The sequence below is a fragment of the Streptomyces mangrovisoli genome, assembly GCF_000974985.2.
In the GTDB taxonomy this organism is placed as follows: domain Bacteria; phylum Actinomycetota; class Actinomycetes; order Streptomycetales; family Streptomycetaceae; genus Streptomyces; species Streptomyces mangrovisoli.
Window position 1 is genome coordinate 1 of the sequence record NZ_LAVA02000123.1, and the last position, 23,913, is coordinate 23,913.

A 23,913-nucleotide genomic window follows, 5' to 3' on the forward strand; every position below is an offset into this window, starting at 1 on the left:
GCCGAGGCGGGAGCCGTGGGAGAGGCAGGTGCCGCTGGTGGGCCCGAGGGCGTTGGCCGGACCGGGACCGCCGCCGAGATCGGGACTGCTGTCGAGACGGGGGCCGCGGTCGAGACCGGGACTGCTGTTGAGGCGGACGCCGGCGCTGATGCCCCATCCCCGTCCGCTCGGCCCCCGGCCCCCTCCGCCCCCTCCGCTACGAGCTGCGCCGCGCCATGGGTGTCGGCACGACCTTCCTCACCGGCGCCGTCGTGCTCGCCGTGTCCGCCCTCGGCGCCGTACTGCTGGCTCGCGTCGGGCACACGCCTCAGGCGCGTCTGTTCGCGGCGTGGCCGAGGGAGTTGCCGTTGCCGCCCGCGGCCCTCGGTGCGGGGCTGCTGGGCGCGCTGGCCTTCGGCGAGGAGTTCCGTCATCCCGCGCTGGCGGCCGATCGCGGAAGTGTGCCCCGCCGGCTGGGGCTGCTCACCGCGAAATTGCTCGTTTCTTCGGTTACCGCACTGGTGCTCGCCTTTCTGGTGGTGGGGTGCGATGCCGAGGCGTTGTATCTGTTCTACGGGCGGGAGGTGGCTGAAGTTCCCGCGGATTGGATTTCTTTGGGTGCTAGTTGGGTCGGATTGATGGTCGGCTGCGCGTGGGCCGGAGTGCTGGCGGCCGGACTGTTCCGTTCCACCACGGCGGGGTTGGCGGCGGTGGTGGCCGTGCCCGTGGTGGTCGTACCTCTGCTGCACAAGGCGTGGGAGGGGTCGACGGTGCGTACCGCGGCCGGGATGCAGCTGCGTCTGCGTCAGTTGCTGCTGTGGCAGTGGCCCTTCGGGGGCGGGCGGTATCTGCTCGCGGTGCTGCGGGTGGTGGCTCAACCGGTGGGCAGTGCGCTGACGTTGTCGCTCACGGTCCTGATGTGCGCTTACCTCTTCAACACCGTGCGCCACAGGGCCCGATGACCGACGGTCGCCCCCTTCCGATCCTGTCGTGCCCACAACTCCCCGGGGAAAGCCCATTTCTTTCCGATAAGGCGTCAATTGCGACGGGGTGAGCGATCACCCTTTCGTGTGCTTTTCACCAAAGACCTCAAGGGAGTTGAGAAGGGCGCCGACAAAGGATCCGTGAGTACCCTTGCGCACACCATGATGACCGCCGCCCGCTCCACCGACTCCGGCCTGGTCGGCCCGGGCGAACTCGACCGCTACCCCTATGAGGCCGCCGCCGACCGTGTGGGAGCCCACGTCTGGGACGGTGCGGACCCCGACCTCGGCCGCGTGGGCCGCCGCGCCACGGGCAGCCGCGGCCGCGGACTGCACGGCCAACTCGTCCAGCAGCTCGGTCAGATGATCGTCTCCGGTGACCTGGGCGCCGACCGCCCGCTGGTCCCCGAGGAGATCGGTCAGCGTTTTGAGGTGTCCCGCACCGTCGTCCGCGAGTCGCTGCGCGTTCTGGAGGCCAAGGGCCTGGTCAGCGCCCGCCCCAACGTCGGCACGCGGGTGCGCCCGGTGAGCGACTGGAACCTTCTCGACCCCGACATCATCGAATGGCGGGCCTTCGGTCCGCAGCGTGACGACCAGCGTCGCGAGCTGAACGAGCTGCGCTGGACGATCGAACCGCTCGCCGCGCGCCTTGCCGCCGGGCACGGCCGGGAGGACGTCCAGCAGCGGCTGGCCGACCTGGTCGAGATCATGAGCCACGCCATGGGACAGGGTGACGCGCTCACCTTCTCCCGTGCGGACATGGAATTCCACACGCTCCTCATCCAGATCGCCGGCAACCGCATGCTGGAGCACCTCTCCGGGATCGTCTCCGCGGCACTTCAGGTCTCGGGTGGTCCCGTGACGGGCTGCGAGCGGCCGAACGAGGCGTCGCTCGGGCAGCACGGCCGGATCGTCGACGCTCTCGGCACCGGTGACGGCCTCGCCGCCGAGGCGGCGATGCGGCAGCTGCTCACCGTTCACCCCGAGGTGGAGCGCGTCGTGCCGGCCCCGCGTGAGCACTGATCCGGATCGGCTGGGGCGACGGAGGCGACGGTGACGAAGACGCCGGTGCGGTGGCGGAGACGACGGTGACGGCGACGCGGTGACGGAGATGCCAGGGCCGACAGCGGCGACCGGGACCTTTCGCGTCAGGTCCGCCGCACGCCAGGCCTGAGCGGAAGCCGACCGGTTCCGACAGGTCTCGGGCGACGGCGCCGACCCTGGGCAACGGCCCGCGTCGGCCCGAGCGTCGATCCGGACTTGGGATCGGGCGTCGGGTCGGGCATCGGCCCGGCGTCGAACAGCGGCCCCACCCCGGACGCGCGGCGCGACCGGGCATGCGCCTCACGCCCCGACCCGCCCTGCCCGGCGGTCGGGCCGCGCGCACCGCGTGACTCGGTACTCCGGACTCCTGGCCCTGGGTTCCTGACCCAGGAGCCGCAGCCGCAGCCGTATCCGCGCCCGCATCCGCATCCGCACTCGCGCCCGGATCCGCACCCAGGCTCCGGCTCCGGATCCGATTCGGGGCCACCGGGACCGCCGCGCTGCCGGCCTCGCGCGATCCGTACCGCATCGACCACAACCCAATCGTGCACGAATCATTTGCGAACTGAGGTGACCCGTCTCGATCGCAACCGGATCCGTTCGGTCGCGCCCTGGAGCATCTGTTTCGGCGGAATCCGTCACGTCCCGCCGGGCCCCTTCATCCCGGGGACCCGGTGGGAGCTGGCGTACCCGCGCGAACCGGTAGCCTGGAGGCGAGGCGCGTGGGCGCCCCGGTCCCGGCTTCACGTGACGCGATCTGTCCGAGAGTGACCGTTTTTGCGTATGTACGAGGTGTGACTCGGGCCACGCAGATTCGGCGTAACACTCGCGGAAACAGCGCGATGACCTAAGAGGTGACAGCCGCGGAGGGAATACGGACGCCATCACAGGCGCTGTGCAACTCCCCGGCCCCCGCCCGCACCGTCGGCCCATCCCCAAGCCGGCGGTCGGCTCCAGTCCGTCGTGGACGGGGCCGGAAGCCGTTTTCCAACGTTCCGAGAGGTTGTTCGTGTCGGCCAGCACATCCCGTACGCTCCCGCCGGAGATCGCCGAGTCCGTCTCTGTCATGGCGCTCATCGAGCGGGGAAAGGCTGAGGGGCAGATCGCCGGCGACGATGTGCGTCGGGCCTTCGAAGCTGACCAGATTCCGGCCACTCAGTGGAAGAACGTACTGCGCAGCCTCAACCAGATCCTCGAGGAAGAGGGTGTGACGCTGATGGTCAGTGCCGCGGAGCCCAAGCGGACCCGCAAGAGCGTCGCAGCGAAGAGCCCGGCGAAGCGCACCGCCACCAAGACGGTCGCGGCGAAGACGGTGACCACGCGGAAGGCCACCGCCACCACCACGGCCACCCCCGCCGCACCCGCAGCCGACGACACCGCCGAGGAGGCTTTGCCCGCGGCCAAGAAGGCGGCCCCGGCCAAGAAGGCCGTCGCCGCCAAGAAGGCAGCCCCGGCCAAGAAGGCGGCCGTCGCCAAGAAGACGACTGCCAAGAAGACCACCGCCAAGAAGGACGACGCCGAGCTGGTCGAGGACGAGGTCCTCGAGGACACCAAGCCCGGTGACGAGCCCGAGGGCACCGAGAGCGCCGGCTTCGTGCTCTCCGACGAGGACGAGGACGACGCGCCCGCGCAGCAGGTCGCGGCCGCCGGCGCCACCGCCGACCCCGTCAAGGACTACCTGAAGCAAATCGGCAAGGTCCCGCTGCTCAACGCCGAGCAGGAGGTCGAACTCGCCAAGCGCATCGAGGCGGGCCTGTTCGCCGAGGACAAGCTGGCCAACGCCGACAAGCTCGCCCCGAAGCTGAAGCGCGAGCTGGAGATCATCGCCGAGGACGGCCGCCGCGCCAAGAACCACCTCCTGGAGGCCAACCTCCGTCTGGTGGTCTCCCTGGCCAAGCGCTACACCGGCCGCGGCATGCTCTTCCTGGACCTCATCCAGGAGGGCAACCTCGGTCTGATCCGCGCGGTCGAGAAGTTCGACTACACCAAGGGCTACAAGTTCTCCACGTACGCCACCTGGTGGATCCGTCAGGCGATCACCCGCGCCATGGCCGACCAGGCCCGCACCATCCGTATCCCGGTGCACATGGTCGAGGTCATCAACAAGCTCGCGCGTGTGCAGCGCCAGATGCTCCAGGACCTGGGCCGCGAGCCCACCCCGGAGGAGCTGGCCAAGGAGCTCGACATGACCCCGGAGAAGGTCATCGAGGTCCAGAAGTACGGCCGCGAACCCATCTCCCTGCACACCCCGCTCGGCGAGGACGGCGACAGCGAGTTCGGCGACCTCATCGAGGACTCCGAGGCGGTCGTCCCGGCCGACGCGGTCAGCTTCACGCTTCTGCAGGAGCAGCTGCACTCGGTCCTCGACACCCTGTCCGAGCGTGAGGCGGGTGTCGTGTCCATGCGCTTCGGCCTGACCGACGGCCAGCCGAAGACCCTCGACGAGATCGGCAAGGTCTACGGCGTCACGCGTGAGCGCATCCGCCAGATCGAGTCCAAGACGATGTCGAAGCTGCGCCACCCGTCGCGTTCCCAGGTGCTGCGCGACTACCTCGACTAGTCCGCCGCTCCGCGCCGACTCCACCCGGTCGTACGACGCCGAAGGCCCGGTCCTCCCTCGTGGGGGACCGGGCCTTCGCGCTGCCGCGGGTGCGCAGTACGGCGCGCTGAATCACTCTGGGTCTCCCATGACCACCCCAGAGTGAGGAACGTGCATGCTTCGTACCGTTGCCCGCGCCCTGACCCGGCCGCTGGTCCTCGCGGCCGCCGCCACCGCCATACCGCTGGCCTCGGCGGCCCCTGTGGCCGCCGACAGCGTCGTGGTGGGCGGATTCCCCGTGGACGTCTCCCAGGGACCCTGGACGGTCGCCCTGTCCAGCCGTGACCGGTTCGGAGGTACTCGGGCGGGACAGTTCTGCGGAGGTGTCGCGGTTGGCCGGACCACCGTGCTGACCGCAGCCCACTGCATGGCCGAGGACGTCCTCGGCGCGCCGCCCGACCACCCGGGCGACCTCAAGGTCATCGCCGGGCGTACGGATCTGCTCGCGCGCGGCGGGGCGGAGATCCCTGTCCGCAAGATCTGGGTCAATCCGCACTACGACAAGGACAGCAACGCCGGCGACTTCGCCGTCCTCACGCTCGCCTCGCCGCTGCCGCAGGGCTCGGTCGTCCGCATGGCAGGCAAGGGCGACCCGGCCTACGAACCCGGGACGGAGGCCACCGTCTACGGCTGGGGCGACATCTCGGGCGGCGGGGACTACCCGCACACCCTGGGAGCCGCACGCCTGCACGTGCTCGCCGACAGTCAGTGCGAACGTGCCTATCCCGGCGGTCCCGACGGCACCTATCACGCCAGTTCCATGCTGTGCGCCGGAGAGCGCGAGGGCGGGCCGGACGCCTGTCAGGGCGACAGTGGCGGCCCGCTGGTGGCGCACGGGCGCCTGATCGGGCTGGTGTCCTGGGGGAGCGGCTGTGGGCGGTCCGGCTATCCCGGTGTCTACGCGCGCGTGTCGGACGTCGTCCACACGTTGAACGCGACGGCCAAGAGCCACGGAGGCCGCTCGAAGGGCGCCAGGGGCGCCAGGGGCGCCAAGGGGGCCCGGAGGGGCTGAGCGCCCCTGCGGGGCTTGGAGAGACCCGCTCCAGGGCTGTGAGAGGTTTTCTGGCGGGGTGGAACGGTCGCCGTCGCAGCAGCAGCTGCGGCGGCGAGAGTACGCACCAGGGGGCCCGGCCGGAGGCCGGTCGCGGAATCCGTCAGGGGGCAGAAGGACACTCGCGAGCGCCTACGACGACGGGCGGCCGCTCCCTGGTGGGAGCGGCCGCCCGTTCACCGGCCTGTGCCGGGGCTGGCTCGTCGTTTAACGCGAGGTGTCAGCGCTCATCTTCGGAGGCAGACGCGGGAACGGACGTCAGCCGCTCCGTCTCGTCCTGTATCTCAGCGGCGATCTTCTTGAGTTCCGGCTCGAACTTGCGACCGTGGTGGGCGCAGAAGAGCAGTTCTCCGCCGCTGAGCAGGACGACGCGCAGGTATGCCTGGGCGCCGCAACGGTCGCAGCGATCGGCGGCCGTCAACGGGCTCGCGGGGGTCAGAACAGTAGTCACGTCGCCTCTTCTCTAGCTCGACGAGCTGTCGTACCAGGGTCAACATCCAACCAGGCCCAAAACGTTCCCGCTCGGGGCCTTTCCTCGAAAAAATCTTTCGAGGCCGGCCGTCTGTTGCCGGTTGGCGGCGAATGTGCCGTATTACGTATCTCTGTGTCTTACGGTTTCGCGCTGTCTGTCATTGTCTCCATCCTCCCGGCAGCGTTGCCGGTTGTGCATGAGGACGTGCCCGGAGCCTAAATGGTTCATGCCCCGAAGGGAACGTGATATGTACTTCACTCCATCGAGGGATCGAACACCCATGCGACCCTCGACTAGGGTGACTTCCGACGAGGGTGGCGTTACAACGGCTCTACCAGGGCTCGGTACCCTCTGAGCGACGATGAAGCCACGCCCTTACCCAGAAGGGCCCCATCTGAAATTCAGCGAGGAGCGAACCGCGTGACCGCCGATACGTCCGCGCCGTCCACGGCTCTGCTGGCAGGAGCAGACCGGGACGGTTCCAACTACACCGCGCGGCACCTGCTCGTCCTGGAGGGGCTCGAAGCCGTGCGCAAGCGGCCCGGTATGTACATCGGGTCGACCGACAGCCGCGGCCTGATGCACTGCCTGTGGGAGATCATCGACAACTCCGTCGACGAGGCCCTCGGCGGCTACTGCGACCACATCGAGGTCGTCCTGCACGACGACGGCTCCGTCGAGGTGCGCGACAACGGCCGGGGCATCCCCGTCGACGTCGAGCCGAAGACCGGCCTCTCCGGTGTCGAGGTCGTCATGACCAAGCTGCACGCCGGCGGCAAGTTCGGCGGCGGCTCCTACGCCGCGTCCGGCGGTCTGCACGGCGTGGGCGCCTCCGTGGTGAACGCGCTGTCCGCGCGCCTCGACGTCGAGGTCGACCGCGGCGGCAGCGTCCACGCCATCAGCTTCCGGCGCGGCGTGCCGGGCGCCTTCATGGCGGCCGGCCCCGACGCGAAGTTCGAGGCCGCGAGCGGGCTGCGCAAGACCAAGCGGATCCCGAAGACCCGCGTCGGCACCCGCATCCGCTACTGGGCCGACCGGCAGATCTTCCTCAAGGACGCCAAGCTGTCCCTGGAGACGCTGCACCAGCGCGCCCGCCAGACCGCGTTCCTCGTGCCGGGCCTGACCATCGTCGTCCGTGACGAGTTCGGCCTCGGCCAGGACGGCAGCAAGGGCGAGGAATCCTTCCGCTTCGACGGCGGCATCAGCGAGTTCTGCGAGTACCTGGCCACCGACCGGCCGGTCTGCGACGTCCTCCGCTTCACCGGACAGGGCACCTTCAAGGAGACCGTCCCGGTCCTCGACGAGCACGGCCAGATGACGCCCACCGAGGTCACCCGTGAACTCGGCGTCGACGTCGCGATGCGCTGGGGCACGAACTACGACGTGACGCTCAGGTCCTTCGTCAACATCATCGCCACGCCCAAGGGCGGCACCCACGTCGCCGGCTTCGAGCAGGCGATCAAGGACTCGATGAACGAGGTCCTGCGCGCGAAGAAGCTGCTGCGCGTCGCAGAGGACGACATCGTCAAGGACGACGCCCTCGAAGGACTCACCGCCGTCGTCACCGTGCGCCTGGCCGAGCCGCAGTTCGAGGGCCAGACCAAGGAGGTCCTCGGCACCTCGGCCGCCCGCCGCATCGTGAACAACGTGATCTCCAAGGAACTCAAGGCGTTCCTGACCTCCACGAAGCGCGACGACGCGGCGCAGGCCCGTGTGATCATGGAGAAGGTCGTCGCGGCCGCGCGCACCCGGATCGCGGCCCGCCAGCACAAGGACGCCCAGCGCCGGAAGACCGCCCTGGAGTCCTCGTCCCTGCCGGCCAAGCTGGCCGACTGCCGCAGCGACGACGTCGACCGCAGCGAGCTGTTCATCGTCGAGGGAGACTCCGCGCTCGGTACGGCGAAGCTCGCCCGCAACTCCGAGTTCCAGGCGTTGCTGCCGATCCGCGGCAAGATCCTCAACGTCCAGAAGTCGTCCGTGACCGACATGCTGAAGAACGCCGAGTGCGGCGCGATCATCCAGGTCATAGGGGCGGGCTCCGGCCGCACCTTCGACATCGACGCGGCCCGCTACGGCAAGATCATCATGATGACCGACGCCGACGTCGACGGCTCTCACATCCGCACCCTGCTGCTGACCCTCTTCCACCGCTACATGCGGCCGATGGTCGAGGCGGGCCGGGTCTTCGCCGCGGTGCCGCCGCTGCACCGCATCGAGATCAGCCAGCCCAAGCGGGGCCAGGACAAGTACGTCTACACGTACTCGGACCGCGAGCTGCGCGAGAAGCTCCTGGAGTTCCAGAGCAAGGGCGTCCGCTACAAGGACTCGATCCAGCGCTACAAGGGCCTCGGCGAGATGGACGCCGACCAGCTGGCCGAGACCACCATGGACCCGCGGCACCGCACCCTGCGCCGGATCAACCTCTCCGACCTGGACGCAGCCGAGACGGTCTTCGACCTGCTGATGGGCAACGACGTCGCCCCCCGCAAGGAGTTCATCTCCAGCTCGGCGGCGACGATGGACCGGTCGCGGATCGACGCGTAGGGGACGCCGGCACAAGGGGGAGCCGGCCCGGCCGGACGGTCCGGCTCCCGACCACTCCCTCCGCAACCCGCGGGCCCTCCGCACCTGCACTCCGCGGACCCTCCGCACCCACACCTCGCGGGCCCTCCGCACCCACACCTCGCGGGTCGGCCGCTCCGGCCCGCCCCGGCCTCTCCACCCGTGGGTGGATCCCCGCGCCGTGGCGGATCCACCCACGTTCCACCTCCGAGCCGATTCGCCGACCTGCGCGGATCCGTAGCGTTTGGGGCATCGGCAGCGCTCGCTGCCGGGACCCTCTCCCCGCTCACGGAGGCCTCTCATGTCCGGGCTCGTCAACGCGTTGGTGATCGTCGCCGTTGTCGTGCTGGTGATCGTCCGCCAGTTCCGTGCCCGCCGGATAGGCGCCGACCGGCGCTGGTGGCTCGTGCCCGCGATCCTGGCGGTCGTGGCCCTGCGCGAGCCCGGCATGGTCGACTCCCACCATCCGACCCAGTCCGCGCTGCTGCTCGGCGCCGAACTCGTCCTCGGCCTGGCCACCGGGGCCGGCTGGGCCTGGACCACCCGAGTGTGGGCCGAGCCGGACGGCGCGTTGTGGAGCAAGAGCACCAAGGCCAGCGTCGCGGTCTGGGGCGTGGGCATAGCCGCAAGGGCGGGCCTGTTCGCCCTGGGCGCCGCGCTCGGCATCCACCAGCACAGCTCCGCCCTGATGCTCGCCCTCGCCGCGACCCTGCTGGTGCGCTCCGGCATCCTCGTCTGGCGGGCACAGTCGCTGACCGCGACGCCCGCCCCGGCCGCGGCGTACGGTGACGACGTGATCCGGCCCGCCTGGAAGGACCGCGTGTGACGGAGAACGCCTGGACCCGCTGGCCGTCCCCGGAGGCACTCGGCCGCAACGGCCTCTCCCGGCCGAGGCGCCTGCTGTCCGGGGGCATCCGCGCCCTGGTTCTCGGGATGCTGCTGTGGAGCGTGTTCCACAACAAGCACGTGCACGGCTGGGGCATCGCGTTCGCCGTCGTCGGGATCGCCGTCACCGGAGTGCTCGCCCGGGCGTTCTGGCGGACCACCCTGCAGCACCGGCTGATGTCGTCGCTCCTCCTGGTCGTCCCGCTGCTCGGGATGGCCGTGCTGGCCCAGTCCACCGGCTTCGAAGGACCGGCGCTCGTCCTGTGGTGCGGCTGCGCGATCTCCGCGCTGGAGCGGATGCCCATGGGCGCCGCGCTGCCCGTCGCCTCCGTCGCCCTCGCCTCGTTCGCCGCCGTCAACAACGACGTCCCGCTGACGACCGCCGCCACCGTCACCGGCATGGCCCTCGCCGGATACGTCCTGCGTCTGGACGCCGAGGCCCGCGGCGGCGCGCAGCGGCTGCTCGCCCAGGAACGAGCGGCGCGCGCGGCCGAAGCGGAGTCGGCGGCCCTGGCGGAGCGCGCCAGGATCGCGCGGGAGATCCACGACGTGCTGGCACACAGCCTGTCCGCGCAGATGGTGCACCTGGAGGCGGCCCGGCTGCTGATCGAGCGGGGAGCCGACCGGGACCAGATCCTCGAGCGGGTCGTCGCGGCGCGCGGCATGGCCCGTGACGGCCTCGCCGAGACCCGCCAGGCACTCTCCGCGCTGCGGGGTGAACTGACGCCGCTGGAGGACTTCCTGAGCGAGCTGGTCAGCGCGGCCGGCGGCGCGGAGGTCACCGTCACGGGTGAGCGTCCGCAGCTGTCCGCGGAGGCGTCGCAGGCGGTGCGCAGGGTCGCCCAGGAGGCCCTGACGAACGTGCGCAAGCACGCCCCCGGTGCGAAGGTGCGGATCCGCCTCGACTACCGCGAGCACGAAGTGACGCTGAACGTGCGGGACTCGGGGGGCGCCGCGGGTGAACTCGGCACATCCGGCGGCGGGTACGGTCTGCTGGGGATGCGGGAGCGCGCCGAGCTGCTGGGCGGCTCGCTGGACGCCGGGCCGGACGAGGAGGGGTTCGTCGTGACACTGAAGGTGCCGGTATGACGGAGGAGGCCGGCCTGAGGTCCGCTCGGGTGGTCGTCGCCGACGATCAGACCGTGGTGCGCGAAGGCATCGTGATGCTGCTCGGGCTGCTGCCGGGGATCGAGGTCGTCGGCTCCGCGGGCGACGGCGAGGAGGCGGTCGCGCTGGTGGCGGAGCTGGATCCGGACGTGGTGCTGATGGATCTGCGGATGCCCCGCTGCGACGGGGTGGAGGCGACCCGGCGGATCCGTGCCGAGCACCCGCGCACGCAGGTGGTGGTGCTGACGACCTTCGCGGACGACGACTCCCTCTTCCCCGCGTTGAAGGCGGGCGCGCGGGGCTATCTCACCAAGGACGCCGGGGGAGACGAGATCGCGCGGGCCGTGCGCAGCGTACTGTCCGGGGACGCCGGACTCTCGCCCAGTATCCAACGGCGCCTGCTGGAGCGGTTGTCGGAGCCCGAGCGGCCGCCCGTGCCCGGGCCCGCGGAGCCGCCGGACGGGCTGACGACGCGGGAGAGCGAGGTGCTGGCGCTGATCGCGGAGGGGCTCAGCAACCAGGAGATCGCCCGGAAACTCCATGTCTCCACCGCCACGGTGAAGACCCACATCAACAACCTCTTCGCCAAGACGGGACTCAAGGACCGTGCCCAGGCCGTCCGTTACGCCTATGCGAAGGGCCTTGCCCGGCCACCAGCGCATTGAGTCACCTGATGGGGTGAAGGGGCCCGGGAAGCGGGGCCGAGGGTGTGCCCGGTCTGTCCATCCTTGCGTATGCAGTCAAGCAACGGTCGTCCCCGCGGAGACGCGGGTGCTCCTCAGGGCTCGGCCGAGAACCACGAGCCGGATGACCCGACCCTCACCGAGGCGTCCCGGGGTGTGAGTTACGAGGACCCCTGGTACGACGCCCTCGCCTCGGGGTGGGGGGAGTCGGCGGAGTCCGGGCCCGGGCCCGCCGCCGTACCGCTCGCGCGCGCGGCCGACGAGGCGGCGGACGTCGATCCCGGGGAGGTGTATCTGGAGGTGCAGCGCAGCGCGGCCTTCCAGGAGGTGCGCAGTCGCTACCGGCGATTCGTGGTCCCCGGCACGGTGGCCTTCCTCGTCTGGTACGTGGCCTATGTCGTGGCCGCCACGAGCGCGCCGGGGCTCATGGCCCGGCCGGTCGCCGGCGCCGTGAACGTGGCGATGGTCGCGGGGCTCGGCCAGTTCCTCACGACGTTCCTGCTCACCTGGGCCTACGCCCGCCACGCACGGCTGCGCCGGGACCGGGCCGCGCTCGAACTGCGCTGGGACACACAGGAACTGACCCGAGGCATCGGAGGCGGTGCCCGATGACGGGGCAGCACCAGACGCTGGCGTTGATGCTGTTCAGCGCGTTCGTCGCGGTCACTTTGGGGATCACGACGTGGGTCGGCCGGCATCGGCACGGGTCGGCCGAGGAGTTCTACGCGGGCGGCCGTCTCTTCTCCCCGATGGAGAATGGTTTTGCCATTGCGGGCGACTACATGTCCGCTGCATCCTTCCTCGGAGTCACCGGGCTGATCGCGCTGTTCGGCTACGACGGGCTCCTCTACGTCGTCGGATTCCTGGTCGCCTGGCTGCTGGTGCTGTTCCTGGTCGCCGAACTGGTGCGCAACTGCGGCCGGTTCACCCTGGCCGACGTCGTGGCCGCGCGCATGAGGGAACGGCCGGTGCGGATCGCGGTGGGAACCTCCTCGGTCACCGTGTCCGTTCTCTACCTGGTGGCGCAGATGGTCGGGGCGGGCAGCCTGGTCGCACTGCTGCTGGGGCGGACGAGCCAGGCCGCGCAGGCCTGGACGGTCATCGCCGTCGGCGCGCTGATGGTGATCTATGTGTCGTTCGGAGGGATGCGGGCCACCACCTGGATCCAGATCGTGAAGGCGGTGCTGCTGCTGGCCGGCACCGTCGCGCTGACCGTGCTGGTGCTGGTGCGTTTCCACGGCGACGTCGACCGGCTGCTGTCCACGGCCGCCGAGCGCAGCGGACACGGGACCGCGTTCCTGGCGCCGGGACTTAAGTACGGCGGGAGTTGGACCGCGCGTCTCGACTTCATCAGCCTCGGCCTGGCCCTGGTGCTGGGCACCGCCGGACTGCCGCACATCCTGTCCCGCTTCTACACCGTGCCGACCGCGCGGGCCGCCCGCCGCTCGGTGATCTGGTCGGTCGGACTCATCGGCGGCTTCTACCTGATGACGATCGTGCTCGGGTTCGGGGCCGCCGCGATCGTCGGCCCGGACGCCGTGCGCGGGTCCAACGCGGCCGGGAACACGGCCGTACCGCTGCTGGCCCTCGATCTGGGCGGGGGCGCGGACTCCACCGGAGGCACCGTGCTGTTCGCGGTCGTCGCCGCCGTCGCCTTCGCCACCATCCTCGCGGTGGTCGCGGGCATCACCCTGGCGTCGTCGGCGTCCGTCGCCCACGACCTGTACGCCTCGCTGCGCAGACGGGCGGCGCCGCGTGGCGAGGTGACGGTGGCCCGGCTGGCCGCGGTCGGCATCGGGGTGGTCGCGATCGCGCTCGGACTGCTCGCGCGGGACCTCAACGTGGCCTTCCTGGTCGGCCTCGCCTTCGCCGTCGCCGCCTCCGCGAACCTCCCCGCGCTGCTCTACTCCCTGTTCTGGCGCGGCTTCACCACTCGCGGCGCGGTGTGGGCGGTCTACGGCGGGCTCGTGCCGGCGCTGGTGCTCGTCGTGCTCTCCCCGGTGGTGTCGGGCAGCCCCGACTCGCTGTTCCCGGGCCTCGACTTCCAGTACTTCCCGTTGCAGAATCCCGGGATCGTCTCCGTTCCGTTGGGCTTCCTCGCGGGCTGGCTCGGCACGGTCACCTCACCCGAGATCCCCGACGAGGCCAAACACGCGGAGACGGAGGTGCGGTCCCTGACCGGGGCGGGAGCGGTCTGATCGGCGGGGCACGGGCTGTCCGCGCTACACAGCCACCCAGGCGTACCGGTGCTCCGGGCGGCCGGTGTCGCCGTACTTCAGCGACAGGCGCAGACGGCCCGCCTGTTCCAGGTGGCGCAGATAGCGCTGTGCCGTGGAACGGCTCAGGCCGGTGCGTACGGCGACCTCGTGGGCCGACAGCGGCGCTCCGGCGCCGTGCAGGACACCGCAGATCAGATCGGTGGTCGGTTCGGAATGGCCACTGGGCAGCCCCGGTGACGACGGGGCGGGCGCGGTCCGCAGTGCGCCGAAGATGCGATCGACCTGCTCCTGCCCCGCAGTACCGCGCACGCCGACGCGGTCCACGGTGCGGCGCAGCGCCGCGTACGACTCCAGACGGGTGCGCAGCGCGGCGAAGGTGAACGGTTTCACCAGGTAGTGCAGCGCGCCCAGGCGCATCGCCCGCTGCACGGTCGCCACATCACCGGCCGCCGTGATCATGATGACGTCGGCGCCGAGGCCCTCCTCGCGCATCCGGTGCACGAGTTCGAGGCCCGTCCCGTCGGGCAGGTAGTGGTCGAGCAGCACCAGGTCGACGCCCCCGCGCCGTACGGCGGTCAGCGCCTGCGCGGCGCTGTGCGCGCGGTCGGCGACCCGGAAGCCGGGAACCTTGCCCACGTACCTGGCGTTGATCTCGGCGACACGGAAGTCGTCGTCCACCACCATGACGTCAATCATCAGGCCCTTCCTTCGAGGCCGGCGGGCGTTACGCCCGTGTTTCGTGCTCCGCAGTTGTAGCGCGAGCAAAAAGAGCACAACAGGTGCTTGCGAGCAAAACAACGGGTTGCGCCCACAAGACTGCTGCCCCGTGGGCCGGCGCGCCTACGGTCCCGGCCCATGAGCGCAGACACCAGCCCCGCCATCGAGCTGCGGGGCGCGAGCAAGACCTTCAGGACCCCGTCCGGGGCCCCGCACACGGCCGTGCGGGATCTGGACCTGACGGTGGGCCGCGGCGAGTTCGTGGCGGTCGTCGGGCCCACGGGCTGCGGCAAGTCGACCACGCTGACCCTGGTCAGCGGTCTGGAGGAACCCAGCGACGGCGAGGTCCTGGTGGCCGGCGCACCGGTCGGCGGGGTCGGCGGCAAGGTCGGGTTCGTCTTCCAGCAGGACGCCACCTTCCCCTGGCGCACGGTCCTGTCCAACGTCATGGCGGGCCCGCGCTTCCGCGGCGTGCCCAAGGCGGAGGCGAAGGAGAAGGCCCGCGACTGGATCGCCCGGGTGGGCCTCGCGGGATTCGAGGACCGCTACCCGCACCAGCTCTCCGGAGGCCAGCGCAAGCGGGTCGCCCTCGCCGCGACCTTCGTCAACGACCCCGAGATCCTGCTGATGGACGAGCCGTTCTCGGCGCTCGACGTGCAGACCCGGGCCCTGATGTCGGACGAGCTCCTGGAGCTGTGGGAGGGCACGGGCGCCTCGGTCGTCTTCGTCACCCACGACCTCGAGGAGTCCATCGCGCTGGCCGACCGGGTCGTCGTGATGACCGCCGGGCCCGCGACGGTCAAGCAGGTCTTCGACATCGACCTGCCCCGTCCGCGCAAGGTCGAGTCGGTGCGCCTGCTACCGCGGTTCATCGAGATCTACCGGGAGATCTGGGCGTCCCTCGGCGAAGAGGTGCGCATCACGCGCGAGAGGGGTGCCGCCCATGTCGCCTGAGGTCCTCGCCAAGCCCGTCAAAGACACCGCCTCGCCGCCCGACCGCAAGCAGGTCCGGGCGCGTGCCGCCCGTCGGCGCAGAGCGGTCGTCGTCGGTGCCCGCGTGCTGCTCCTGGTGGCCGTGCTCGGCCTGTGGGAGGCGCTCTCGCGGGCGGAGGTCATCGATCCGTTCAACTTCTCGATGCCGTCGAAGATCTGGGATCAGATCAGCACCTGGGTCGCGCACGGCACGGCGCAGGGTTCCCTCGGCCAACAGATCTGGGTGACGCTGCACGAGGCGCTGCTCGGCTGGGGCATCGGAGTCGTCACCGGTGTGGTGTTCGGTATCGCTCTCGGCCGGGTCGCCTTGCTCGCCGACATCCTTGGTCCATACATCAAGGTGCTCAACTCCATCCCGAGGATCGTCCTGGCCCCGATCTTCGTCATCTGGTTCGGGCTCGGGCCTGCCTCGAAGGTCGCGTCGGCCGTGGTGCTGGTGTTCTTCCCGGTGTTCTTCAACGCCTTCCAGGGCGCCCGCGAGGTCGACCGCAACCTGATCGCCAACGCCCGCGTCCTCGGCGCGAGCGACCGCAGGGTGACACTCCAGGTGGTCATCCCCTCCGCCACCTCGTGGATCTTCACCAGCCTCCATGTCAGCTTCGGCTTCGCCCTCATCGGCGCCATCGTCGGCGAGTACATCGGCGCCACCCAGGGCATCGGCCTGCTCGTCGCCCAGTCCCAGGGCACGTTCAACGCGGCCGGCGTGTACGCCGCCATGGTGATCCTCGCCGTCGTCGCCCTGGTCGCCGAGGGGCTGCTGACCTTCGCCGAGCGCCGTGTCTTCCGCTGGAAGCCCGCGCACACCGAGCGCTGAGCCCCTCCGGCCTCGCACCCGGCCTCGCACCCGACCCCGTCATCCGCATCGCCCTCCCACAAGGACGTGACAACGCCATGCGCACCATCGCCAGACACGCCTCGCTCACCGCCGCCTGCCTGCTCGCCCTGACCTCCCTGACCGCCTGCGCGAACGACGCGGCGAACACCGCGTCCGCCGGCTCCGGCGGACAGGGCGACGGCAAGGGCACCAAGGTGAAGATCATGGTCGGCGGCCTGGACAAGGTCATCTACCTGCCCGCGATGCTCACCCAGCGGCTCGGCTACTTCGACGCCGAGGGCCTCGACGTCGAACTCCTCAGCGAGCCCGCAGGCGTCCAGGCCGAGACCGCGCTCGTCTCCGGCCAGGTCCAGGGCGCCGTCGGTTTCTACGACCACACGCTCGACCTCCAGGTGAAGGGCAAGTCCGTCGAATCCGTCGTGCAGTTCTCGCACGCGCCCGGCGAGGTGGAGGTCGTGTCCACCAAGAAGGCGGGAACCGTCACCTCGCCGAAGGACTTCAAGGGCACGAAGCTCGGCGTCACGGGCCTCGGGTCCTCGACGGACTTCCTCACCAAGTACCTCGCGGTCAAGAACGGCGTCTCGACGAACGAGTTCACCTCCGTCGCCGTGGGCGCGGGCCCGACGTTCGTCTCGGCGCTGCAGCAGGGCTCCATCGACGCCGGCATGACCACCGACCCCACCGTCGCCACGGTCCTGTCGAAGAAGGCGGGCAAGGTGATCGTCGACATGCGCACCCCCGAGGGGTCGCAGGAGGCGCTCGGCGGGCCCTACCCGTCGTCAAGTCTGTACATGCAGACGGACTGGGTGAATCAACACAAGGACACCGTCCAGAAGTTGGCCGATGCATTCGTCAAGACGCTCAAGTGGATGTCCACCCACAGCGCGTCCGAGATCGCCGACAAGATGCCCGCCGACTACGCCCAGGGCGACGGCGCGCTCTACGCCGCCTCCATCAAGAACACCCTGCCGATGTTCACCGACGACGGCGTGATGCCCCAGGACGGACCCGAGACCGTGGAGCGGGTGCTCAAGGCGTTCAACCCCACGATCAAGAACGCAACGGTCGACCTGGACAAGACCTACACGACCGAGTTCGTCAAGAAGGCGGCAGAGAACTCCGCGGGCTGACGCTCCCACGAGGGAGGGGCACCGCCGCTTCCGGGAGGGACTCCGCCCCGTCCGGAAGCGGCCCGGCCGCATCCGGACGGGCCACGGCCTCGTCCCCGACGAGCGCCTCCGGCAGCACCACCGTGAACTGCGCGCCCCCGCCGTCGGCGTCCCCCACCGTGGCGCTCCCGCCCTGCCGCTCCGCGAGCCGGCGCACCAGCGAGAGCCCTATCCCGCGCCGGCCGTGCGCGGGCGGCCGCTTGGTGGACCACCCCTCGGTGAAGACCAGTTCGCGCCGCTCGGCCGGGATCCCCGGGCCCGTGTCGCGCACCCGGAGCACGGCGGTACGGCCCTCGACACGCAGTTCGACCTCCACGCGCGCGTGGGCCGTACCCGCGACGGCGTCGAGGGCGTTGTCGACCAGGTTGCCCACGACCGTCACCAGCCCCCGCGGGTCGATCAACCGGTCCGGCAGCGCCGTGCGCTCCGAGATCCACAGGGCGACACCACGCTCCGCGGCTACGGTCGCCTTGCCCACCAGCAGCGCGGCCAGCAACGGGTCCCGGATCTTCTCGGTGACCTGTTCCGCGGTCGCGCGGTGGTCGCCCACCACCTCGCCGATGAAGTCCACCGCGTCGTCGTACATGTCCAGTTCGAGCAGGCCGAGCAGCGTGTGCATGCGGTTGGCGTGCTCGTGGTCCTGGGCGCGCAGCGCGTCGATGAGACCGCGCGTGGAGTCGAGCTCCCGGCCGAGCTGCTCCAGCTCGGTGCGGTCGCGCAGGGTGGCGACGGCGCCGCCGTCGTCCGTCGGCATCCGGTTCGCGACCAGGACCCGCTGCCCGCGCACGGCGAGCAGATCGGTGCCCGTGACCCGGCCGGCCAGCACGTCCGTCGTACGGCCCGTGCCGAGCGCCTCGTCCGGAGTGCGGCCCACGGACTCGTCGCCGAGGCCGAGCAGGCGCCGCGCCTCGTCGTTGAGCAGCCGTATGCGACCCGTGCGGTCCAGGGCGACGACGCCCTCCCTGATGCCGTGCAGCATCGCCTCCCGCTCCGCGAGCAGCGCCGAGATGTCCGAGAAGGCCAGGTCCCGGGTCTGCCGATGGACCCTCCGCGAGACCAGCCAGGCGGCGAGCGCGCCGACGGCCAGGGCGCCGCCGGCGTACGCGAACAGGCCGGGGATCGCGCTCATCAGACGCCCGCGCACGCTGTCGTAGGCGATGCCCACCGACACCGCCCCGACGATCCGGCCGCGCGCGTCGCGCAGCGGCACCTTGCCGCGCGCCGAGCGACCCAGGGTGCCCGTGTCGATCTGCATGACCTCCGCTCCGGCCAGCGCCCGGCTGGGGTCGGTCGAGACCCTGCGGCCGATCTGCGCCGGGTCGGTGTGCGACCAGCGCACCCCGTGCAGGTCCATCACGACGACGTACTCGGCGCCGGTGGCGAGCCTGATCCGCTCCGCCTCGCGCTGCACGGGTCCGGTGGGGGAGGGGCTGGTGTCCTGGAGGTCGTGGACGACGGCGGGCTGCTCGGCGGTGGTCTCGGCGATGGCGAGCGCCCGGCGCATCGCCTCCTGGTCGAGCTGGTGGCTCAGGGGCGCGAGGAAGAGTCCGGTCGCCAGCACCGCCACGCCCGCGGCGAGCAGCACCTGCATCAGCAGCACCTGCGAGAACACCCGCCGTGGCAGTCCGAGGCGCAGGCGGCGGGCGGGGGCTGTGGGGCTCATGGCGACGACGGTACGTGGCGGAGTGCGCGCAGCCATAGGGGCGGTGCGCGGGGTGGGTCACCGGGCGGGTACGCGCCTGAGCGGCCCCTCGGCCCGGATGGCTCCCGGGGCGGCCACGCGCGCGTGGGGCTCCGGCGCGCGTGGACGCTCAGCCGGGGAGCGCCGCGGCTGCCAGTTCGTGGACGGCCGTGACCTCCAGGCGGGCCGGGGAGCCGAGCACCGAGGCGCCGCAGCTCTCGGCGCGGGGCGGCAACGCGGCGCCGTAGGCGACGGCCACGTGCCACCGGCGGCCGTCCGTGTGGGCGAGCGTCACCTCCCAGCGCGGGGCCGCGCCGTCCGTCCGTACGACGCTCAACGCGTCCACGGCGTACTCGCCGAGCAGGGAGCGCACGGCCAGCTCGGCCGCCTGGCCGGGCCGCTCCCAGGCGGAGTTCCCGCGACAGCCGTCGACAACCACGCGTCCCTCGGCGGCGCCGTGCAGGACCTCCTTGACGGCGTGCGCCTCGGCCCGGCCGTAGACGTATCCGTACGGCAGCACGAGGACCGTCGGCGAGAAGCGATGACCACCCAGATGGGTGACCTCCCAGACGCCCTCGACGCCGGACGCGGCGAGTTCCGACGCCAGGGGGCGGCCCAGCAGGGCGCAGCAGCGGTCGCGTTTGCCGTTGGTGCACACGAGGGCGAGCGGGTCGCCCGTGTGGGGGGCGCCGCCGAGCGCCGAGCCGAAGCTGCGGTGGTCGCCGCGACCGAGCGCCGCGAGGTCGAGGCCGAGGAGCTGCCGAGGATCGCGCGTCGTGGCGGCGTGCAGCCAGACGTTCCCCGGTACGACGTGGGCGGCGTACACGCGGCGCACGGGGGGCGTGCCGGGGTCGGCGTGGCGCCCGGGGCGCCGGATGAGGGCGACGCGCACGCCGGTGCCGTCGGCGGCCCTCTCCAGAGCGCGGCCGAGCGCGGGGTCCAGGTGGCTCGAGGTGAGCGCCTTGGCGCCCCACGGGCCGGGCTGTTCCAGCAGCAGCCAGGTGGTCGCGGTGGCCGCGGTTCCGGACAGCGGCTCGTCGAGACCCTGGGAGACGGTCGCGCACGTACTCACAGAGGTGAGCCTAACCTGACTTCGCCCGAACCACTTCCGGGCCCGCCCCGTGTCCTGCTCCGGTGGGGTGGGACACGGGTCCGGGGCGGCGCTCCGCGGCGGGCCCGGCGGAGGGGCGGGTCCCGCCGCGGCACGCGCTACGGCAGGGGCTGCGGCGGCTGCGGCCCCACGTAGTGCCCGCTGGGCCGCATCCGCAGGGGCCGCTCGCCGTACTCCTCCAGGGCGTGCGCGATCCAGCCCGCCGTGCGGGCGACGGCGAAGATCGTCTCTCCGGCCGAGGCGGCCATTCCGCAGGTCACGGTGAGCACGGCGAGGGCCAGGTCGACGTTGGCGTGCAGCGGGGTGTGGCGGGCGGTGGTCGCGACGATGTCGCGGGCCGCCGCGAGGGCGGGCCCCGCGTTCGGGATCTCCTCCAGGAGCGCGAACAGCACGCGCGCGCGGGGGTCCTCGCCCGGGTAGAGCCGGTGGCCGAGGCCGGGGATACGGCGGCCTGCGCGCAGTTCGTCCGCGATGACGGGGGCCGCGCTGCCCTCGTCGAGCACGTCGAGGAGGAGCCGGTGGGCGAGGCCGCTGGCCGCGCCGTGCAGCGGGCCCTCCAGCACGCCGAATCCGGCGGAGACGGCGGCGTAGGCGTGCGCGCGGGCGGAGGCGGCGACCCGGACGGCCAGCGTCGAGGCGGCCAGGTCGTGGTCGACGAGGAGGCCCAGGGCGGTGTCCAGGGCGCGCAGGGACGTCTCGTCCTCGATACGGCCGGTCAGCCTGCCCCACAGCCGCTGGGCCAGGGAGTCGCCGTCGGTGTGGGTGTGCCGCTTCCTGGGCAGGGCGGTGACCAGGGTGGGGATCAGGATGCGCGCGGTGCCGAGGACGGCGTCCTCGGACAGGTCGAAGCGCATGGGGTCCTCGACCGAGGCGGCGATCGCGGCGACCCGCAGCCGGTCGGTGGGCCCGGCGTGTTCCGGCAGCGCCTCTACGGCCCGGCGGGCGGCCGCCGCGGACGCCTCCGGGGCGGTGAAGGTGACGCCCGGGGTGAGGCGCCCGGTCCACAGCCACTCGGCGATCTCCTCGTAGGAGCGGCGGGCGGCGAGCTCGGTCGCGTCGACCCCTCGGAAGAAGTAGCGGTCCTTCTCGATGAGGGTGATGCGGGTCCGTACGGACAGCTCTCCGCCGGAGCCCGAACCGACGGTGCCCTCACGCCTGTTGCGCCGGGCGAGGGCCTCCACCTCCTTGGCGTCGAAGGTGCTGCCGCGGCCGCCCGGTTCGCGTCTGCTGCTGAGCTGGCCGCGGCTCACGTAGGCGTACACGGTCTCGGGCTTCACGCCGAGCAGCTCGGCGGTCTCGCGGGTGCTGAGGCGGCGTCCGCCGGGCCGGCCGAGGGCGGGTTCCTGATCACGCATGGCGCACACGGTATCCACCCTGATGACAAGTTGATTCAATCAATATTGACAGACATTGAGTCAACCATGGACAGTCGAATCAAGTCCAGGGAGGCAGAGCATGACCATCAACAGGGCCGCAACCACGCTTGTCGACGTGCCGCGGGGGCTCGCGGGCGTCGTCGTCACCGACACCCGTATCGGTGACGTCCGCGGGCGTGAGGGCTTCTACCACTACCGCCAGTACTCCGCCGTCGAGCTCGCGCGCAGCCGCGGCTTCGAGGACGTCTGGCATCTCTTGGTCCACGGCCAACTCCCCGACGCCGAGCGGAGAGCGGCCTTCGCCGCGCAGACGGCGGCGCTGCGGCGGCTGCCCGACGAGGTCCGCTCCGCGCTGCCCGCCGTCGCGGCGGCGAGCGCCCTGTCCGGGCCGCTGGCGGGGATGCGTACGGCGCTGTCGCTGCTCGGGGCGGCGAAGGGGTTCCGTCCGGTGTACGACATCGACGCGGACCGGCGCCGGGCGGACACGCTCGCCGCGGCGGCCGCCGTGCCCACCATGCTCACGGCGCTGTACCGGCTGGGGCAGGGGCTTGATCCCGTCGAGCCGCGGGAGGATCTCTCGTACGCGGCCAACTACCTGTACATGTTGACCGGTTCGGAACCGGAGCCGCGATGCGCACGGGCCGTCGAGCAATACTTGATCTCAACCATTGACCACGGGTTCAATGCGTCAACCTTCACGGCGCGGGTGATCGCGTCCACCGGAGCCGATGTGGCGGCCTGCCTGGTGGGGGCCGTCGGGGCGCTGTCGGGACCGTTGCACGGGGGTGCGCCCAGCCGGGCGTTGGACACGCTGGACGCCATCGGCACGCCGGAGCGGATCGATCCGTGGATCCGTGCCCGCGTGCTCGCCGGCGAGCGGATCATGGGTTTCGGGCACGCGATCTACCGTACGGAGGACCCTCGTTCGCGCATGCTGCGCGAGATCGCTCAGGGCTTCGGCGGGGCGCGGGTCGACTTCGCGGTCGAGGTGGAGCGGCGCGTCGAGGCGATCCTCGCCGAACTGAAGCCGGGCCGCGAACTCCACACCAACGTCGAGTTCTACGCCGGCGTGGTCATGGAACTCTGCGGCCTGCCCCGCGAGATGTTCACCCCCACCTTCGCGGCGGCCCGAGCGGTCGGCTGGAGCGCCAACATCCTGGAACAGGCGGAGGACCCGAAGATCATCCGCCCGGTGGCCCGGTATGTGGGGGAGGAGGCGCCGGTGGCGGTGCCGGCCGTGCGCTGACCCGGACACGGCGACTCGTGACACGGCGACTCGTGACGCCGCCGGCCGCTCCGAACACCTGTCTCCGGCCGGTGGTCAAGTGATGACGGCGAAATTCGCCCGTCTGCCGGGGCATTGTTGGCACGCTGAGGGTTCGGATCTCGATATCTTGTCGCAGGGCCCTCTCCGGGCACTCCGGCAACACCCTTGCGCTTGGAGAGCGCGCTCCGACGACCACTTTCGGGGTGCAGTTCGGAGGACCACATCCCTTTGAGCTGTGAGGCGGTAGCTTTCCGTGAAGATCGTGCGACGCGTCGGCGTTGCCCCCAAGGAGCGCGGCAGCGCAAGTGGCCAGACGTGCCCCGACATCTTCGAACTCGACAACGGTGACTTCGCTGTCATCGGACGAGAAGCGACTGCGGAACTCGACCCGAACCTTCCGTCGGACGCGGCACGCGCAGACTACGAACGCATCGTGATCATCACGCGGGAGACTCTCGTGCGTGCCAAGCGAGACATCCCCGACGCCTGACGCTTCGCGCGAGGCGGAGCCTCCTGGGGATCACGTCGTTTCCTCGGGAGGCTCGCCCACGACCCACCATTCGTCCGTGTCGGAATCCGCGAGTTCCTGGACCAGTCGGTCCATCATCTGTCCCAGGGTGAACTCCTCCGACGCCTCGGGGAGGCTCTTCCTGTGGTGGCGCGTCGCCTCCCAGTACTCGCGGAACACCGCGTTCTGGCACAGCACTCGTAGATGGCCGTGGAGTTCCGCCCGCGTCATGGCGCCGATCCGGTGGAAGAAGAGGGCGTTGGTGTAGAGCGCGTTCGCGAAGAGGAACTGACGCTGTTTCTCGGCCGGAACGACCATCTCATAGGTGTCCAGGACGGCGGCCAACGCGGGATCGTCCATCGCCTTGCAGAGCAAGTCGAAGTGGAGCCGGTGCTGTTGAGTAAGTACCGCCCTTCTGCGACGGTGCGCGCTCGCCGTCTCGATGGAGTCAGCGACGGCTGCGAACCCTGCTTTCGCAGCCGAAACGATCCTCCCCATCCCATTCCTCTGTGTGGCCATGTCAACCCCCGGATCAGGCGGCCGTCCGCCGGTCGTCGGGTGCGGGTTGGGTGACGGGGACCGGCGAGCGGTGGGCGGCGCTTGCCGTCTCCCAGGGTGCCGAGCGGCTCTGATCGGCGGGGAGGCGGAGAGGAGGCGCACAGAAGGAAGCGA

The 23,913-nt window shown here is 71.0% G+C and carries 20 protein-coding genes and 1 pseudogene; 15 read left to right on the forward strand and 6 right to left on the reverse strand.

All coding sequences use genetic code 11. The features are described from left to right. The 4 genes and pseudogenes from WN71_RS36800 to WN71_RS36815 all read left to right on the forward strand — a co-directional run. Positions 1 to 941 (forward strand): annotated as a pseudogene (locus WN71_RS36800) (ABC transporter ATP-binding protein); the annotation flags it as partial. A gap of 162 nt (positions 942 to 1,103) precedes the next feature. Further along, complete coding sequence (locus WN71_RS36805; protein WP_046587892.1) at positions 1,104 to 1,985, forward strand: FadR/GntR family transcriptional regulator; 882 nt, start codon at positions 1,104 to 1,106, stop codon at positions 1,983 to 1,985. Positions 1,986 to 3,015: 1,030 nt separating this feature from the next. Next, positions 3,016 to 4,566: an RNA polymerase sigma factor gene (locus tag WN71_RS36810; RefSeq protein WP_046587954.1), complete on the forward strand. Its 1,551-nt coding sequence runs from the start codon at positions 3,016 to 3,018 to the stop codon at positions 4,564 to 4,566. Positions 4,567 to 4,720: 154 nt separating this feature from the next. Then, entirely contained in the window at positions 4,721 to 5,617 is an 897-nt protein-coding gene (locus WN71_RS36815; RefSeq protein ID WP_046587895.1) for a serine protease, read from the forward strand. A 259-nt stretch (positions 5,618 to 5,876) separates the two neighbouring features. Here WN71_RS36815 and WN71_RS36820 read toward each other — a convergent pair whose 3' ends face one another. Continuing rightward, complete coding sequence (locus tag WN71_RS36820) at positions 5,877 to 6,107, reverse strand: DUF7455 domain-containing protein (protein WP_030171920.1); 231 nt, start codon at positions 6,105 to 6,107, stop codon at positions 5,877 to 5,879. A 441-nt stretch (positions 6,108 to 6,548) separates the two neighbouring features. On the opposite strand from WN71_RS36820, the gene WN71_RS36825 reads away from it, so the two are divergent. The 6 genes from WN71_RS36825 to WN71_RS36850 all read left to right on the forward strand — a co-directional run bounded on the left by WN71_RS36825 (position 6,549) and on the right by WN71_RS36850 (position 13,563). Next, positions 6,549 to 8,672: a DNA gyrase/topoisomerase IV subunit B gene (locus tag WN71_RS36825; RefSeq protein WP_046587899.1), complete on the forward strand. Its 2,124-nt coding sequence runs from the start codon at positions 6,549 to 6,551 to the stop codon at positions 8,670 to 8,672. Positions 8,673 to 8,991: 319 nt separating this feature from the next. Further along, positions 8,992 to 9,516: a DUF1453 family protein gene (locus WN71_RS36830; protein ID WP_046587902.1), complete on the forward strand. Its 525-nt coding sequence runs from the start codon at positions 8,992 to 8,994 to the stop codon at positions 9,514 to 9,516. Then, positions 9,513 to 10,664: a sensor histidine kinase gene (locus tag WN71_RS36835; RefSeq protein WP_046587904.1), complete on the forward strand. Its 1,152-nt coding sequence runs from the start codon at positions 9,513 to 9,515 to the stop codon at positions 10,662 to 10,664. The genes WN71_RS36830 and WN71_RS36835 overlap by 4 nt, the downstream gene beginning before the upstream one ends. After that, positions 10,661 to 11,347: a response regulator transcription factor gene (locus WN71_RS36840; RefSeq protein ID WP_046587906.1), complete on the forward strand. Its 687-nt coding sequence runs from the start codon at positions 10,661 to 10,663 to the stop codon at positions 11,345 to 11,347. The genes WN71_RS36835 and WN71_RS36840 overlap by 4 nt, the downstream gene beginning before the upstream one ends. A gap of 69 nt (positions 11,348 to 11,416) precedes the next feature. Beyond that, complete coding sequence (locus tag WN71_RS36845) at positions 11,417 to 11,977, forward strand: DUF485 domain-containing protein (RefSeq protein WP_079178399.1); 561 nt, start codon at positions 11,417 to 11,419, stop codon at positions 11,975 to 11,977. Continuing rightward, positions 11,974 to 13,563, forward strand: a complete 1,590-nt coding sequence (locus WN71_RS36850; protein WP_046587911.1) for a solute symporter family protein — start codon at positions 11,974 to 11,976, stop codon at positions 13,561 to 13,563. The genes WN71_RS36845 and WN71_RS36850 overlap by 4 nt, the downstream gene beginning before the upstream one ends. A 24-nt stretch (positions 13,564 to 13,587) precedes the next feature. On the opposite strand, the gene WN71_RS36855 is transcribed toward WN71_RS36850, so the two are convergent. Continuing rightward, a complete protein-coding gene (locus WN71_RS36855) occupies positions 13,588 to 14,280 on the reverse strand; it encodes a response regulator (protein ID WP_046587913.1) in 693 nt (230 codons plus the stop codon). A 159-nt stretch (positions 14,281 to 14,439) separates the two neighbouring features. Between WN71_RS36855 and WN71_RS36860 the strand changes: the two genes are divergently transcribed. The 3 genes from WN71_RS36860 to WN71_RS36870 all read left to right on the forward strand — a co-directional run bounded on the left by WN71_RS36860 (position 14,440) and on the right by WN71_RS36870 (position 17,259). Beyond that, positions 14,440 to 15,255 (forward strand): ABC transporter ATP-binding protein, encoded by an 816-nt coding sequence (locus tag WN71_RS36860; RefSeq protein ID WP_046587915.1) that lies wholly within the window; start codon positions 14,440 to 14,442, stop codon positions 15,253 to 15,255. Beyond that, entirely contained in the window at positions 15,245 to 16,108 is an 864-nt protein-coding gene (locus tag WN71_RS36865) for an ABC transporter permease (protein WP_046587917.1), read from the forward strand. Before WN71_RS36860 ends, WN71_RS36865 begins: the two co-directional genes overlap by 11 nt. A 77-nt stretch (positions 16,109 to 16,185) precedes the next feature. Continuing rightward, positions 16,186 to 17,259 carry an ABC transporter substrate-binding protein gene (locus tag WN71_RS36870; RefSeq protein WP_046587920.1) on the forward strand — a complete coding sequence of 358 codons (1,074 nt, stop codon included), beginning with the start codon at positions 16,186 to 16,188 and terminating at the stop codon, positions 17,257 to 17,259. Here WN71_RS36870 and WN71_RS36875 read toward each other — a convergent pair. From WN71_RS36875 to WN71_RS36885, 3 genes are all read right to left on the reverse strand, one after another. Continuing rightward, positions 17,228 to 18,961 (reverse strand): ATP-binding protein, encoded by a 1,734-nt coding sequence (locus tag WN71_RS36875; protein WP_052743086.1) that lies wholly within the window; start codon positions 18,959 to 18,961, stop codon positions 17,228 to 17,230. The two genes, WN71_RS36870 and WN71_RS36875, sit on opposite strands and share 32 nt — an antisense overlap. Positions 18,962 to 19,109: 148 nt before the next feature. After that, the gene (locus tag WN71_RS36880; RefSeq protein WP_046587924.1) at positions 19,110 to 20,051 is read right to left on the reverse strand and encodes a sucrase ferredoxin; all 942 of its coding nucleotides are present in this window, start codon (positions 20,049 to 20,051) and stop codon (positions 19,110 to 19,112) included. A gap of 137 nt (positions 20,052 to 20,188) precedes the next feature. Next, positions 20,189 to 21,445: a citrate synthase gene (locus tag WN71_RS36885; RefSeq protein ID WP_046587926.1), complete on the reverse strand. Its 1,257-nt coding sequence runs from the start codon at positions 21,443 to 21,445 to the stop codon at positions 20,189 to 20,191. A gap of 100 nt (positions 21,446 to 21,545) precedes the next feature. Between WN71_RS36885 and WN71_RS36890 the strand changes: the two genes are divergently transcribed. Continuing rightward, positions 21,546 to 22,712, forward strand: a complete 1,167-nt coding sequence (locus tag WN71_RS36890; protein WP_046587928.1) for a citrate synthase/methylcitrate synthase — start codon at positions 21,546 to 21,548, stop codon at positions 22,710 to 22,712. Positions 22,713 to 22,986: 274 nt separating this feature from the next. Next, positions 22,987 to 23,223 carry a hypothetical protein gene (locus tag WN71_RS36895; RefSeq protein WP_046587933.1) on the forward strand — a complete coding sequence of 79 codons (237 nt, stop codon included), beginning with the start codon at positions 22,987 to 22,989 and terminating at the stop codon, positions 23,221 to 23,223. Positions 23,224 to 23,253: 30 nt separating this feature from the next. Here WN71_RS36895 and WN71_RS36900 read toward each other — a convergent pair whose 3' ends face one another. Next, the gene (locus WN71_RS36900) at positions 23,254 to 23,760 is read right to left on the reverse strand and encodes a DUF6082 family protein (protein WP_046587935.1); all 507 of its coding nucleotides are present in this window, start codon (positions 23,758 to 23,760) and stop codon (positions 23,254 to 23,256) included. Positions 23,761 to 23,913 lie beyond the last annotated feature (153 nt).